This is a genomic window from Lentzea fradiae, assembly GCF_900100955.1.
In the GTDB taxonomy this organism is placed as follows: domain Bacteria; phylum Actinomycetota; class Actinomycetes; order Mycobacteriales; family Pseudonocardiaceae; genus Lentzea; species Lentzea fradiae.
Map to the genome: position 1 here is coordinate 452,451 of NZ_FNCC01000007.1, position 15,098 is coordinate 467,548.

Below are 15,098 nucleotides of genomic sequence, written 5' to 3' on the forward strand. Positions count from 1 at the left end.
AGGCAGGATTACCAGCGACGCGGACCGACACGGCGGAAGGGCGCTGCCGATGAGTGGACGGCTCGGTATCGACGATGTTTCCCCGGTGGTGTCGGCTGGCAGATATCCGGCCAAAGCCGTTGTGGGAGAACACGTTCCGGTAGAAGCCACGGTGTGGCGCGAGGGTCACGACCGACTCGCGGCGACCGTCACGTGGCGTGGGCCGAAGGACCGGGTCGCCCGCCAGACGCGCATGCACGAGGTCGGGGTCGGTCTCGACCGGTGGGGCGCGACGATCGTGCCGGACGCCGAGGGCGCCTGGACCTTCCGCGTGGACGCGTGGAGCGACCCGTGGGCCACCTGGAACCACGCCGTCGAGGTGAAGATCGCCGCCGGGCAGGGCCCCGGTGACCTCGCGAACGACCTGGAGATCGGCGCCCAGCTGCTCGACCGGGTGGCCCGCCGCCCCGACCGCAGGCAGGAGCGGGCGCTGCTCACGACCGCGGCCGCGGCGCTGCGCGACGAGGACCGGCCCCTGGGCGAGCGCGTCGCGCCGGCGTTCGCCGCCGACGTGCGGAAGGTGATGTTCGACCACCCCGTCCGCGAGCTCGTCACCAAGGGCAAGACCCACAAGATCTGGTGCGACCGGAAGACGGCCGCCTACGGCGCCTGGTACGAGTTCTTCCCGCGCAGCACGGGCGGGATCGACGAGACCGGCCAGGCGGTGCACGGCACGTTCGCCACGGCCACCAAGGAGCTCGACCGCGTCGCCGCGATGGGCTTCGACGTCGTCTACTTCCCGCCGATCCACCCCATCGGCAGGGTCAACCGCAAGGGACCCAACAACACGCTCGTCGCGGGCCCCGACGACACGGGCTCACCGTGGGCGATCGGCGCGGACGAGGGCGGGCACGACGCCATCCACCCGCAGCTCGGCACCATCGAGGACTTCGACGCGCTGGTCGAGCGGGCCAAGGAGCTGGGCCTGGAGGTCGCGCTCGACTTCGCGCTGCAGTGCGCGCCGGACCACCCGTGGGTGCTCAAGCACCCGGAGTGGTTCACCACCAGGCCGGACGGCACGATCGCGTACGCCGAGAACCCGCCGAAGAAGTACCAGGACATCTACCCGATCAACTTCGACCTCGACCCGCAGGGCCTCTACCACGAGGTGCTGCGCGTGGTCCTGTACTGGGCAGAGCACGGGGTGCGGATCTTCCGGGTCGACAACCCGCACACCAAGCCGCCGGACTTCTGGCACTGGCTGATCTGGAAGGTCAAGGAGGTCTACCCGGACACGCTGTTCCTGTCCGAGGCGTTCACCCGTCCCGCCCGGCTCTACGGGCTCGCGAAGCTCGGCTTCACGCAGTCCTACACCTACTTCACGTGGCGGACGAGCAAGCAGGAGCTCATCGAGTTCGGCGAGGAGCTGCGCGACCACTGGGACGAGGCGCGGCCGAACCTCTTCGTCAACACGCCGGACATCCTGCACGAGTCGCTGCAGCACGGTGGTCCCGGCATGTTCGCGCTCCGCGCGGCTCTCGCGGCCACGCTCGCGCCCAGCTGGGGCGTCTACAGCGGCTACGAGCTGTTCGAGCACGAGGCCGTGAAGCCCGGCAGCGAGGAGTACCTGAACTCCGAGAAGTACCAGCTGCGCCCCCGCGACTACGCCCGTGCACTGGCGGACGGGCGGAGCCTGGAGCCGTGGCTGCGCAAGCTGAACCACATCCGCAAGGCGCACCCGGCACTCCACCAGATGCGCACGCTGATGTTCCAGCACACCGACAACGACGCGATGGTCGCCTTCTCCAAGCGCGACCCGGAGACGGGTGACACGGTCGTGGTCGTGGTCAGCCTGGACCCGAACGGCGCGCAGGAGGGGACGCTGTACCTCGACCTGCCCGCGCTCGGGTTCGACTGGCACGAGCGGGTGATCGCGCACGACGAGGTCACCGGTGAGACGTGGGACTGGGGACAGGCCAACTACGTCCGCCTCGAGCCGTGGCGCGCCACCGCGCACGTCGTGAGCTTGCAGCGCCGTTTCAGCTGATCAACCGCACAACCCCCGACGAGGTGGGCAACATGGACGACGACTCCCGTCCCGACGCTGCGCTCGGGCTGGAAGGTGTTCCGCACACCGGTGAATCCGTCGACGGCGACGGGATGCTGGTCGAGCCCCAGGCCGAGGACTTCAGGTCGGCCAAACCGGCGTCGGCGAACCCGAGCTGGTTCAAGGGCGCCGTCTTCTACGAGGTGCTGGTCCGCGCGTTCAGCGACTCCAACGGCGACGGGATGGGTGACCTGCGCGGTCTCGCGTCCCGCCTCGACTACCTGGAGTGGCTGGGCGTCGACTGCCTCTGGTTGCCGCCGTTCTACGCGTCGCCGCTGCGCGACGGCGGGTACGACATCAGCGACTTCCGCGCGGTGCTGCCCGAGTTCGGCACGGTCGAGGACTTCGTCTACCTGCTGGAGGAGGCGCACCGCCGGGGCATCCGGGTGATCACGGACCTGGTGCTGAACCACACCAGCGACGCGCACCCGTGGTTCCAGGAGTCGCGGCAGAACCCGGACGGCCCGTACGGCGACTACTACGTGTGGAGCGACGACGACTCGCGCTACAGCGACGCGCGGGTCATCTTCGTCGACACGGAGTCGTCCAACTGGACGTACGACCCGGTGCGCGGCCAGTTCTTCTGGCACCGCTTCTTCAGCCACCAGCCGGACCTCAACTACGAGAACCCGGACGTGCAGGAGGCGATGCTCGACGTCCTGCGCTTCTGGCTCGACCTGGGCATCGACGGCTTCCGCCTGGACGCAGTGCCGTACCTCTTCGAGGAGGAGGGCACGAACTGCGAGAACCTGCCGCGCACGCACGAGTTCCTCAAGCGCTGCCGCAAGGTGGTCGACGACGAGTACCCCGACCGGGTGCTGCTCGCCGAGGCGAACCAGTGGCCGTCGGACGTGGTCGAGTACTTCGGCGACCCGGAGGTCGGCGGCGACGAGTGCCACATGGCGTTCCACTTCCCGCTGATGCCGCGGATCTTCATGGCGGTGCGGCGCGAGTCGCGGTTCCCGATCTCGGAGATCCTGGCGCAGACGCCGGCGATCCCGGAGAACGCGCAGTGGGGCATCTTCCTGCGCAACCACGACGAGCTGACGCTGGAGATGGTCACGGACGAGGAACGTGACTACATGTACGCGGAGTACGCCAAGGACCCGCGGATGAAGGCGAACATCGGCATCCGCCGCCGCCTCGCGCCGCTGCTGGAGAACGACCGCAACCAGCACGAGCTGTTCACCGCGCTGCTGCTCTCACTGCCCGGCTCGCCCGTGCTGTACTACGGCGACGAGATCGGCATGGGCGACAACATCTGGCTGGCCGACCGCGACGCCGTGCGCACACCCATGCAGTGGACACCGGACCGCAACGCCGGTTTCTCGAGCTGCGACCCGGGCCGCATCTACCTGCCGGTGATCATGGACCCGGTCTACGGCTACCAGGGCCTGAACGTCGAGGCGCAGCTCAACAACTCGTCGTCGCTGCTGAACTGGACGCGCCGGATGATCGAGGTGCGCAAGCAGCACCACGCGTTCGCCGAGGGCGACTTCAGCGAGCTGGGCGGGTCGAACCCGAGCGTGCTCGCGTACAAGCGGCTGTGGAAGCGCCCGGACGGCCGCGAGGACATCGTGCTCTGCGTGAACAACCTGTCCCGCTTCCCGCAGCCCGTCGAGCTGGACCTCTCCGAGCACCGCGACTACACGCCGCTGGAGCTCACAGGAGGTGTCAAGTTCCCCGCGATCGGGGAACTCCCGTACCTGTTGACCCTTCCCGGTCACGGTTTCTACTGGTTCCAGCTGGTAGAGGCAGGCGACGACAGCGAGATGAGGTGAAAGCGTGATCGATCCCCACGAGCTGGTCGACAAGCTGGTCGCCTCTCTGCCCGATCTGCTCCCCCAGGCCAGGTGGTTCGGCGGCAAGGACAAGCCGATCACCGCCGTCCGTCCACTGCGGACGACGGTCGTGCACGACGACCTGGTGCACGTGGTCATCGAGGTGGAGCAGCCCGGCCGCACCGAGAACTACCAGGGGGCGCTCAGCCTGAGCACCGGCGCCTGGGACGTGCTGCTCGACCCCGACCACAACGGCGTGCTGCTCGACGGCATCGCGGCGGGGTACGAGGCCGACGGCATCGTCTTCGCGCACGAGCCCGGCACGGAGCTGCGCACGGGCCTGCGCGGCAGGCCGATCGGCGTGGAGCAGTCCAACACGTCGCTGATCTACGGCCAGCAGTACATCCTCAAGATCTTCCGCAAGCTCGCCCGCGGCGAGAACCGCGACCTGGTGATGCACCGCGCGCTGCGGTCCGTCGGCTGCGAGCACATCGCCCAGCCGCTGGGCTCGATCAGCACCGAGCTGGACGGCGAACCGGTCACGCTCGCGATGCTCCAGGAGTTCCTGCCGGACGCGGTCGAGGGCTGGGACATGGCCAAGACGTCGGTCCGCGACCTGATGGCCGAGGCCGACCTGCACGCGTTCGAGGTGGGCGGTGACTTCGCGGGGGAGGCGCACCGGCTCGGCAGCGCCGTCGCGAAGGTCCACGCCGACCTCGCGGAGGCGCTCGGCACGCAGGTGGCGGACGAGGCGGCGACCGACAGGGCCATCGCGGGCATGCTGCGCAGGCTGGGCGAGGTCACCGAGGCGGTGCCGGAGCTCGCGCGGTACGAGGAGCCGCTGCGCACCACGTTCGAGGAGGCCCGGCAGCACATCGGGCGCATCCCGATCCAGCACATCCACGGCGACCTGCACCTCGGCCAGGTGCTGCGCACGGTGCAGGGCTGGCTGCTGATCGACTTCGAGGGCGAGCCCGCGGCGTCGGTCGAGGACCGGCTCGCGCTGCGGTCGCCGTTGCGCGACGTGGCGGGCATGCTGCGGTCGTTCGACTACGCGGCCAGGCAGCTGCTCGTCGGCCAGCCCGACGACGACCAGCTCGCCTACCGCGCGATGGAGTGGACCAAGCGCAACCGGGCGGCGTTCTGCGACGGCTACGCCGAGGTGGCGGCCGACCCGCGGGACAACGCGCCGCTGCTGCGCGCCTTCGAGCTGGACAAGGCGGTCTACGAGGTCGCATACGAGCACGCCAACAGGCCGGAGTGGTTGACGGTTCCGCTGTCGTCGATCGCCCGGATGACCAGCGGAGGAGAATAGCCGTGAAGGCCGACCTGGACCGGCTCCTGTCCGGTGCCCACCACGACCCGCACTCGGTGCTCGGTGTGCACACCGTCGGCGACCAGGTGGTCGCACGGGCGCTGCGGCCCGGTGCGACGTCGGTCGCGGTGGCGTGGGGTGACAAGCAGGTCGAGCTGCCGCGGATCGCCGACGCGCTCTTCGAGGGCGAGCTGCCCGAGGCGCCCGGCGACTACCGGCTGCTGGTCTCCTACGGCGACCACACGGTGGAGGTCGACGACCCGTACCGGTGGCTGCCGACGGTCGGCGAGCTGGACCTGCACCTGATCGGCGAGGGCCGGCACGAGCGGCTGTGGGACGTGCTGGGGGCGCACGTCCGGTCCTACGAGACGATCAACGGCGACGTCACCGGCGTCTCGTTCGCGGTGTGGGCGCCGAACGCGCGCGGTGTGCGCGTGACGGGCGACTTCGACAGCTGGGACGGCCGCGCGAACCCGCTGCGCTCGATGGGCTCCAGCGGCGTGTGGGAGGTCTTCCTGCCGAACGTGCCGGTGGGCTCGCGGTACAAGTTCCGCATCCTCGGCCAGGACGGCGTGTGGCACGAGAAGGCCGACCCGATGGCGTTCGCCACGGAGGTCCCGCCGCAGACGGCCTCGGTCGTCACGCGGTCGGAGCACCAGTGGCAGGACGAGGAGTGGACGGCCCGGCGCGAGGCCACGCAGTGGGCCAACGCGCCGATGTCGATCTACGAGGTGCACCTCGGCTCGTGGCGGCCGGGCCTCGGCTACCGCGAGCTCGCGGTGGCGCTCGCCGACTACTGCGAGGACATGGGCTTCACGCACGTCGAGCTGCTGCCCGTGGCGGAGCACCCGTTCGGCGGCTCGTGGGGCTACCAGGTCACCTCCTACTACGCCCCGACCTCGCGGTTCGGTACGCCCGACGACTTCCGGTACTTCGTGGACACGCTGCACCAGCGTGGCATCGGCGTGCTGGTCGACTGGGTGCCCGCGCACTTCCCGAAGGACGCCTGGGCGCTCGCGAAGTTCGACGGCACGCCGCTCTACGAGCACGCCGACCCGCGCCGCGGCGAGCAGCTCGACTGGGGCACGTACGTCTTCGACTTCGGCCGCAACGAGGTCCGCAACTTCCTCGTCGCCAACGCGCTGTTCTGGATCGAGGAGTTCCACCTCGACGGCCTGCGCGTGGACGCCGTGGCCTCGATGCTCTACCTCGACTACTCGCGGCCGGAGGGCCAGTGGCTGCCGAACGAGTTCGGCGGGCGCGAGAACCTCGACGCGGTGCGGTTCCTGCAGGAGCTGAACGCGACCGTCTACAAGCGGCACCCCGGCATCGTGATGATCGCCGAGGAGTCGACGGCGTGGCCGGGCGTCACGCGGCCGACGCACCTGGGCGGTCTCGGGTTCGGTTTCAAGTGGAACATGGGCTGGATGCACGACTCGCTGCACTACCTGTCGCGGGAGCCGATCCACCGCTCGTTCCACCACAACGAGATGACGTTCTCGCTGGTCTACGCGTGGAGCGAGAACTTCGTGCTGCCGCTCTCGCACGACGAGGTGGTGCACGGCAAGGGCTCGCTGTGGGGCCGGATGCCGGGCGACGACTGGAACAAGGCGGCGGGCGTGCGGTCGCTGCTCGCGTTCATGTGGGCGCACCCCGGCAAGCAGCTGCTGTTCATGGGCGGCGAGTTCGGGCAGCGCCAGGAGTGGTCGGAGTCGCGGTCGCTCGACTGGCACCTGACCGAGCAGGAGCCGCTGCACCAGGGCATCCAGAACCTGATGCGCGACCTGAACTCGGTCTACAAGCGGTCGTCCGCGCTGTTCTCGCACGACGTCACGCCCGAGGGCTTCCAGTGGATCGACGCGAACGACTCCGGCGGCAACGTGCTGTCGTTCGTGCGGATCGGTGACGACGGCTCGACGCTCGTGTGCGTCGCGAACTTCGCGGGCATGCCGCACCACGACTACCGGGTCGGCCTGCCGTCCGGCGGGCGGTGGAAGGAGCTCGTGAACACCGACGCGTCTCATTACGGCGGGTCCGGTGTGGGCAACCTGGGCGGTGTCGACGCGGAGGCCGCGCCGTGGCACGGCCGCCCGTACTCCGCCGTCCTGCAGCTCCCGCCGTCCGGTGTGCTGTGGCTGGTGCCCGAGGTGCCGGAGGTTCCCGAGATCGTCGAGATCGTCGAGGTCGCGGAGGTTTCCGAGGTCGCCGGGGACATCGAGGTCGCGGAGGTTTCCGAGGCCCGGGCCCCCGAGACCGCCCGTGTCCCCGAAGTGGTTCGCGAGGCCGACTGAGGTTCCCGTGCGGCGGGCTGATCAGCGTCACTCCCCCGGAGGTGAACCTGATCAGCCCGCCGCACGTTGCCCTCTACATGCGCGCGAGTTCGACGAGTAGACCGTCCTCCGAGCCGACCGGCAGGCACAATGGGCTCATGCGGCACCGGAGCATCGCGCTGATCGTCGTCACCGCCCTGTTCGCCGCAGGGTGCACCGCCGAGATACCGGGGCGTCCGCGTGCCGTCAAGGTGGTGAAGGAGGAAGCCTCCACCGAGACCGTCCAGGTGCGCGGGTCGGACAACGGCCCGATCGACAAGCTGGCCGCCACCGCGCTCACGGACATCGAGGAGTTCTGGGAGGACTCCTTCCAGGACACGTTCAACAAGCAGTGGAAGCCGCTGAAGGGCGGCTACTACTCGGTGGACACGTCCGACGCCTCCGCGAAGCCGCCGCCCTGCACGCAGAAGGCCGCGGACGTGGAGGGCAACGCCTTCTACTGCCCCGCCGCCGACGCCATCGCCTGGGACCGCTCGTCGCTGCTGCCGGTGCTGCAGGACCGCTTCGGCGAGGCGGCCGTGGTCGTGGTGCTCGCGCACGAGGTCGGTCACGCCGTGCAGAACCGCATGGGCATCACGCCCGAGGCGGAGCGCCGCGAGCCGGAGAAGTACCCGACGATCCTCACCGAGGCCCAGGCCGACTGCTTCGCGGGCTCGTTCGTCCGCAACGTCTCCGACGGCAAGTCCCGCCGCCTCGACATCGGCTCCGACGCCCTCGACAAGGCGCTGAACGCGCTGATCACGTTCCGCGACCCGGTCGGCACGTCGCCGGAGGACGAGCAGGCGCACGGCAGCGCGTTCGACCGCGTGGCGGCGTTCCAGGACGGCTACGAGCAGGGCCCGAAGTTCTGCGCGGCGATGACCGTGCAGAACCGCACCTTCACGCAGCGGGCGTTCACGAACGTCCGCGACCGGGCCAACGGCGGCAACCTGCCGTTCTCGGAGATGCTCGAGTCCGTGACGCCCGACCTCGACGGCTACTTCAAGGGCCTGGCCACGGCCGCGGGCAAGAGCTGGCCGTCGCCGCGCGCCGAGGCCACCCAGACCGAGCCGGACTGCTCCGGCGACCAGGGTCCCGTCGCGTACTGCCCGTCGGACCGGACGATCAAGATCGACACCAAGGACGAGCTGCCCACCCTGCACCGCGAGCTCGGCGACTACGCGACGGGCACGCTGATCGCGACCAGGTACGCGCTGGCCGAGCTGGCCGTGCTGGGCAAGCCGACCGAGGGCGAGGCCGCCTCGGCGGCGGCCCTGTGCCTGGCCGGCGCGTACACGGGCGCGGTGTTCCAGCGCCAGGACGGGTTCGGGCTCTCGCCGGGCGACTTCGACGAGGCCGTGACCGTGCTGCTGCGCTTCGACTACGCCGCCCGTGACGCGAAGGGGCGCAACGCCGTCGACCCCGGCTTCGAGCGGGTGGCGAAGTTCCGCGAGGGCGTGTTCGAGGGCCCGTCGAAGTGCGGGCTCTGACGCCTCACCCCTCGACGAGGTAGGTGCGCGACCCCGGGATGGTCAGCGTGCCGCCGACGAGATCGGTGTTGCGCACCGTCACGTCCGTGAACACCGCGAACGGCACGTCCAACGGTGGCGGGTGCGCGGCCGAGTAGTCCACCGGCACCTTGATGCCGAGGACGTCCAGGTCGCCCTTGAGCTGCACGGTGAACAGCTCGATGCGGCCACCCGGGCCCGTCGTGACGGTGGACGTGCTGCCGGGCCGCGCGGCGGTGACGAGCCTGCGATCCGGTGAGGCCCCCGCGCTCTGCACGAGGTCCCTGATCTTCATGTCGGAGGCCGTGAACTTCAGGACCCGCACGACCTGCCCGTCCACCACGGCGTCGACCACGCCCGCGTAGTGCAGGCCGCCGAGCTCCAGCCTGGACGCGGTCAGCGTCCACTCCCGCCCTCCCGCCGCCACCGGGGCAGGGGCCGGTGGCGGGGGCGCCGGCGACGTCGGTGCGGGGGGTTCCGTGCCGGGCGGCGGGGTCGGCTCGGACGCGGACGTCGTCGACGGCGGAGCGGTGCTCGTCGTCGTGCTGGTGGGCGGTGGTTCGGAGGTGGTCGTCGTCGGTGCCGGTGGGCTGCTGCTGACCGGGGGCGGTTCGGAGCTGGTCGGGGGCTGCAACGCCGCGACCGCGACCAGCGCGACCGCGGCCAGTGGCGGGGTTCGCGTCATGTGGGCTGAACCCTCTGGGTCTCCTGGTCGTCCTCCCGCTCGGCGGGTCGGGCTGCCTTCTTCGGCTCGTCGGTCCACGCGATGGCGAGCGCGCCGCCGAGCAGGCTGAGGATCGTGCCCACCAGGAAGCCGCCGAGGTTGGTCACGACGAGCGCGACGAGCGACAGCAGCACCGTGACGATCCCGGCCGCGAGGCGGAACTTCGGCTGGACCCACAGGGACACGGCGCAGATCGTGAGCAGTGCGCCGATCAGCAACGCGGACGTGCCGCCGATGGTCTGGATCGAGATGACCATGTGCCCGAGCTTCACGCCGACGAACGGCGGGAAGAGGACGACGAACGCCCCGGCGGCCACGAACAGGCCGGCCCAGAAGGGCCGGCCACGCCGCCACGCCGTGAAACCCCGCCAGGCTCTCAGAAGCACTCTTGCTTCCCCTGGCGGATCGTGAGGTTCATGCCCTTGAACCTGATGGTCTGGGCGGTGGTGGCCCAGGCCGTCTGCCGGAGCCCGCTGATGTCGGCCGAGTCGGCCTGCAGGCCGAACGAACCGGGCAGCCCTCGCAGGTTGTCCGGTCCCTTGGTGACCTTGTTGGCGTCGATGCCGATCTCCGGGTTCGCCAGCGTCAGGTCACCCGAGAGGTCGGTGAGGTTGACGACCAGGTTCTCGGCCGACATGCCGCCCACGCCGTCCGCGGTGATGCGCAACGTCACGTCACCGACGATCGGCATGTTGGGCACGAACACCGACTGGCAGAACTTGTTCAGCGTGGCCGTCTTGAAGCCGCTGACCGCCACCACGTGCACCTGGTTCGCACCCGCGTCGACACCGCCGAACTGCACGAACCCCTGGCCCGACAGGCTGTCGGCGGAGACCTTGAAGTTGGTGCCGGACACCGCGAACGAAGCGGCCAGCGCTCCCTGGGACATCCCGAACAAGAGGGCACCGGCGCCGGCGGCACCGATGCCGAGCACCCCGATGAACCGTGCCCAGCGCGTTCTACCCATACCGCCGAACTCCTTCCACGCCGAAGGCTTGCGTGTCCGGACTTTGGCCCCGAACCAAACGGCGCGACAATGGAAACGAGCCCACCCAGTCTTGAAATCACCCCGAGGGGTGAGGGATTTTCACGTTTGGCGGAAGGTCCTTGCGACAGGCCGCTGAACGGCACTTAGTAGGGTTCGCCCCCATGGGGATCGGACGAATCGCCGCGGCTGTGGTCGTGGCCGCCACGCTCGCCGCCTGCTCCACCGTGGTCGAGGGCGAGCCGAAGGGGGAACGCCCCGACCCCACGAAGGTCGCCGGGCTGGAGATCTCCAACGGCCCGTCCGGCCCCAAGCAGGGGGTTCCGGACGCTGACCTGGTCGTGGAGAACGGTGACGGCGGCGAGATGGACCGCCTGGCCATCAACGCGCTGGCCGACGTGCAGGACTTCTGGACGATCGAGTTCCCGAGGGCCTTCATCAGCAAGAGCTTCGAGCCGGTGAAGCGGTTCATCTCCTACGACGCCAACGGCAAGGGCGTCGAGGTCTGCCGTCTCAACACGACCGGCATCGCCAACGCGTTCTACTGCGCCCTCGACGACAGCATCACGTGGGACCGCGGCGAGCTGCTGCCGATGCTGAACGACTCCTTCGGCCCGATGGCCGTCGTGACGGTGCTGGCCCACGAGATGGGCCACGCCGTGCAGTACAAGCTCGGCTCCGTCTCGAACATCGGCCCGAACACCCCGTCGATCGTCAAGGAGCAGCAGGCCGACTGCTACACCGGCGTCTTCATGCGCTGGGTCGCCGAGGGCAAGTCGAAGCACTTCGAGCTCTCCACCGGCGAGGGCCTGAACCAGGTGCTCCAGACGATGTTCTTCATCCGCGACTCGGCGGGCACCTCCTTCGAGAAGCAGGGCGCCCACGGCAGCGCGTTCGACCGCGTCTCGGCCTTCCAGTTCGGCTTCACCAGAGGAGCCGTCCGCTGCGCCGAGATCAACGAGGCCGAGATCGCGAAACGCATCACCGAACGCCCCTTCGACCTCTCCGACACCGACCGGGGCGACGGCCGCGGCAACGCGAAGGTGAGCGACGAGAAGTACCTGAAGGCCCTGGAGGACTCCCTCCGCGACGCCTACAAGTCGAGCGGCGCCCAGTTCCCCGCGTTCGACCGCGGCGGCGTCAAGCCCTGCGCCGACGCCCAGGCCACCTCCCCCGCCTCCTACTGCCCGTCGGTGAACGAGCTGCACCTCGACCTCCCGGGCCTGGTGAAGATCGGCACGCCCCCGAAGAAGGGCAGCAAGGGCGGCATCGGCGACTTCGCGGCCTTCGCCGTGGTCGCCTCCCGCTTCTCCCTCTCCATCCAGCACGCCACCGGCTTCAAGCTGGACGACGACGCGGCGGGCCAGCGCACCGCCTGCCTGACAGGAGCCTGGGCGGGCCTGACGAACCGCCCGGACGCGGCAGCCGGGCTGCGCCTCTCCCCGGGAGACCTGGACGAGGCAGTGGCGGAGCTCCTGGCCGACGACAGCCTGATCGCCGCCGACGTCAACGGCAAAGCGGTCCCCTCGGGCTTCGCCAGGGTCGAAGCCTTCGGCGACGGCTTCTTCCGCGGCCTCTCCTTCTGTGTGAAGAAATACTCCATTTGATTCTTCGATCGACGCGAGTCGATACTCACCAGGTGCTCACCGAAGAAGCCGCGACGTACGCCTCGTGGTTCGCAACGCTGTCCGACCCGACCAGAGTCCGCCTCCTGCACCTGGTGGCCACCTCGCCCACCCCGGTGACGGTGGGCGAGCTGACAACGCTGCTCGGCGTGAGCCAGTCCACCTGCTCCCACCACATCCGCAAGCTGGCGGAAGTGGGCTTCGTCCACCTCGACCGTGAAGGCACGACCACCAGGGTCACCGTCAACCCGGCCTGCTGCACGGGCCTGCCCCACGCGGCGGACGCGGTGATGGGCGCCCTCACCTCAGGCACCCTGAAGCCGTCGAAGGACGTCACCATCCGCCCGATGACGAACGAAGACTGGCCGGAGGTCCGCCGCATCTACGGCGAAGGCATAGCAGCGGGCAACGCGACCTTCGAGACAGAGGTCCCGTCCCGCAGAACCCTGGAAGCCAAATGGCTCCCGGCCCACCGCTGGACCGCAGAGGTGGACGGCAAGATCGCAGGCTGGGCAGCGGCCACCCCGGTCTCCCCCCGTGAGTGCTACCGGGGCGTGGCGGAGACGTCGATCTACGTCTCCGACGCCCACCAGGGCCGGGGAGTGGGCAAAACCCTGCTGCACCACCAGGTGACGGCAGCCGACGTGGCGGGCCTGTGGACCCTGCAGGCGGTGATCTTCCCGGAGAACAGGACGAGCATCGCCCTGCACCACAAAGCAGGCTTCAGAACCGTGGGCCTGCGAGAACGAATCGCCCAGCACCACGGCACCTGGCGGGACACAGTCCTGCTGGAACGACGGAGCACCCGCACCTGATCCGGCCCCACCCGAGGCGACGGCGAAGCCAGGATGCCGCAGCCGGGTGGGGTCCGGGTCAGGAGCCCCGCGCCTGAAAACCGTCAGTACAACGCGGACGCCAGCGCCCGCCGAGCCGAAGCGACCCGGGGGTCGTCGGCGGGGAACAGCTCGAACAACCCCACCAGATGCTGCCGAACCCGATCCCGATCATCCCCGTACACCCGCCGGACAACCGAGACCAACCGCTCGAACGCGGCCTCGACAGCCTGCCCGGCCACCTCGGCATCGGCAGCGGCCAGCTGAGCGTCCAGATCATCCGGAGCAGCATCGGCAGCGGCGATCACAGCCGGGTCGACAGCCTCGGCCCGCTCAGCGAACCGAGCCTGCGCCAACCCCTCCTTGGCGAGCTCGTTGCCGGGCTCAGCGTCCAGGATCTGCTGGTAGAACCCCTGAGCAGCGGCGTAGTCGCCCCGCTCGAACGCCTCCTCGGCGGCAACGATCCGGGGGTCCTCGACCACCTCGGGCTCGGCAACCCCGGTGGCACGGGCCTCCCCGGCCCGAATCCCGGGCAGCCGCTCTCGCAAAGCGTCCAGCAACCGGGAGATCCACGCCGACAGCTCGGCATCGGAGATCGGCCCGGCGAAGGCGTCGATGGGCTGCCCGGCGGCGACGGCGACGGTCGTGGGCACGGACTGCACCCCGAACGCCTGCCCGATCCGGGGAGCCTGCTCCAGGTCGACCCTGGCGAGGATCCAGGCGCCACCGGAGCCGGTGGCGAACCGGGTCAGCGTGGCCGCGAGGGCCTGCGACTCCGGCGAGTAGGAGGCCCCGAGCAGGACCACCACGGGCACCTGCAAGGACTGCTCGACGACCGACTGGAACGTCGCCTCGGTGACATCGACGATCCACGGCGCCGACCCGTTGTCGGCGGCACCGGGGGCACCGGAGGCGGCGGGAGCTGCGGGTGTGGCGGACGCGTGCCTGGCCGCGTCGGCTCGGGCCTTCAGCGCCCCGAGGTCGACGGCGCCCGAGAGAGCGGCGGACAGAGCTGCGGTCTTGCGAGGATCTGGCCTTGTCACGTGTTCCATCCTGGCACGGCTAGTTCCCGGACAGGGTCCAGGGCCATCGGGTTGACGCGCATCGCCTCGTTGGCCGAAGCGATGCGCAGAGCGAGCGGTGTCATCAGTTCGACGAACCGCGACGTACCCGCGGTTCCCAGTTCCTCCCACGGGCCGAGAGCCGCGGCGTCGGTCGCGCGCTCCACCGCGGCGAGGTCGCCGGGCAGGTCCGAGACGGCCTCCCACTCCTGCTCGGTCCAACCACGCGCGGCGCGCATGTATGCCGGATCGAGGGAATGTTCATGCGCGTAAAGCGCAAGCGCTTGGCACGGTCCCACTCCGTGGGCGACGAGAGCGGCCACGTGACCGTCGCCGCGGGCCTCGCGCAGGATCGTGCAGGCGTGCCACAACGCCAGGTGGGGTTCCTCCGGCCACGGCAACGCCCGGTTCGCGGCCGCCAGCGGACGCCCGGCCAGCGGTGCGGCCAGCGCGGCGGCGCGCGCCAGCGAGGCCGCCTCGGCGATCTCCGCCGTGCCGACGTCGCCCAGCAGCCGCCGCAACGCCCCGTCCACGCCCCGCAGCCGCGCCGCCAGGAACTCGGCGGGCGTCGCGACCGCCCACGCGTCCGGCAGGGCGCGCGCGACCATCCGCGGGGCGAAGTTGTAGAAGACGGCCGTCACCAGCTCCGGCGAGGCGGCCCCGAGCGGGGCGGCGCGCAGGCCGAAGTAGCCCATCCAGCCGCCCTTGCAGCCCAGCTCGTCGGTCGCCGCGCGGGACTCGGGCGTGAAGTACGTGACGTCGTGGTACGGCTCGAACCGCAACCACAGCTGTCTCGCGTCCACGCCCGACACGCTAACCCAGGCCGCGCCGCCGCACGTGCTCACTCACCGTGGAGGCGTAAGTGCGTTCG

At 70.1% G+C, this 15,098-nt stretch carries 12 protein-coding genes; 7 read left to right on the plus strand and 5 right to left on the minus strand.

The window, feature by feature from the left end; all coding sequences use genetic code 11:
• Positions 1-49 precede the first annotated feature (49 nt).
• The 5 genes from BLT23_RS19315 (at position 50) to BLT23_RS19335 (ending at position 8,981) form a co-directional block, all read left to right on the plus strand.
• Positions 50-2,026 carry an alpha-1,4-glucan--maltose-1-phosphate maltosyltransferase gene (locus tag BLT23_RS19315; RefSeq protein ID WP_090051153.1) on the plus strand — a complete coding sequence of 659 codons (1,977 nt, stop codon included), beginning with the start codon at positions 50-52 and terminating at the stop codon, positions 2,024-2,026.
• 32 nt (positions 2,027-2,058) lie between these two features.
• Positions 2,059-3,867, plus strand: a complete 1,809-nt coding sequence (gene treS, locus BLT23_RS19320) for a maltose alpha-D-glucosyltransferase (RefSeq protein ID WP_090051228.1) — start codon at positions 2,059-2,061, stop codon at positions 3,865-3,867.
• Between the two features lie 4 nt (positions 3,868-3,871).
• Positions 3,872-5,182, plus strand: coding sequence for a maltokinase N-terminal cap-like domain-containing protein (locus BLT23_RS19325; RefSeq protein WP_090051154.1), 1,311 nt, complete (start codon positions 3,872-3,874; stop codon positions 5,180-5,182).
• A gap of 2 nt (positions 5,183-5,184) precedes the next feature.
• Complete coding sequence (gene glgB / locus BLT23_RS19330) at positions 5,185-7,473, plus strand: 1,4-alpha-glucan branching protein GlgB (protein WP_176946816.1); 2,289 nt, start codon at positions 5,185-5,187, stop codon at positions 7,471-7,473.
• Between the two features lie 137 nt (positions 7,474-7,610).
• On the plus strand, positions 7,611-8,981 hold the full coding sequence (locus tag BLT23_RS19335) for a neutral zinc metallopeptidase (RefSeq protein WP_090051155.1): 1,371 nt from the start codon (positions 7,611-7,613) through the stop codon (positions 8,979-8,981).
• 4 nt (positions 8,982-8,985) lie between these two features.
• Here the strand turns inward: BLT23_RS19335 and BLT23_RS19340 are convergent, their stop codons facing one another.
• From BLT23_RS19340 to BLT23_RS19350, 3 genes are read right to left on the minus strand one after another with little or no spacing between them, the layout of a single operon-like run.
• Positions 8,986-9,684: a hypothetical protein gene (locus BLT23_RS19340; RefSeq protein WP_090051156.1), complete on the minus strand. Its 699-nt coding sequence runs from the start codon at positions 9,682-9,684 to the stop codon at positions 8,986-8,988.
• The gene (locus BLT23_RS19345) at positions 9,681-10,109 is read right to left on the minus strand and encodes a DUF6114 domain-containing protein (protein ID WP_090051157.1); all 429 of its coding nucleotides are present in this window, start codon (positions 10,107-10,109) and stop codon (positions 9,681-9,683) included. Before BLT23_RS19345 ends, BLT23_RS19340 begins: the two co-directional genes overlap by 4 nt.
• On the minus strand, positions 10,100-10,690 hold the full coding sequence (locus BLT23_RS19350) for a DUF6230 family protein (RefSeq protein ID WP_090051158.1): 591 nt from the start codon (positions 10,688-10,690) through the stop codon (positions 10,100-10,102). The genes BLT23_RS19345 and BLT23_RS19350 overlap by 10 nt, the downstream gene beginning before the upstream one ends.
• A gap of 182 nt (positions 10,691-10,872) precedes the next feature.
• On the opposite strand from BLT23_RS19350, the gene BLT23_RS19355 reads away from it, so the two are divergent.
• Positions 10,873-12,315: a neutral zinc metallopeptidase gene (locus tag BLT23_RS19355; RefSeq protein WP_090051159.1), complete on the plus strand. Its 1,443-nt coding sequence runs from the start codon at positions 10,873-10,875 to the stop codon at positions 12,313-12,315.
• 32 nt (positions 12,316-12,347) lie between these two features.
• On the plus strand, positions 12,348-13,148 hold the full coding sequence (locus BLT23_RS19360) for a helix-turn-helix domain-containing GNAT family N-acetyltransferase (RefSeq protein WP_342713678.1): 801 nt from the start codon (positions 12,348-12,350) through the stop codon (positions 13,146-13,148).
• Between the two features lie 83 nt (positions 13,149-13,231).
• On the opposite strand, the gene BLT23_RS19365 is transcribed toward BLT23_RS19360, so the two are convergent.
• Entirely contained in the window at positions 13,232-14,209 is a 978-nt protein-coding gene (locus BLT23_RS19365; protein ID WP_176946817.1) for a tetratricopeptide repeat protein, read from the minus strand.
• Entirely contained in the window at positions 14,206-15,030 is an 825-nt protein-coding gene (locus BLT23_RS19370) for an SCO6745 family protein (protein WP_090051231.1), read from the minus strand. Before BLT23_RS19370 ends, BLT23_RS19365 begins: the two co-directional genes overlap by 4 nt.
• Between the last annotated feature and the right edge of the window lie 68 nt (positions 15,031-15,098).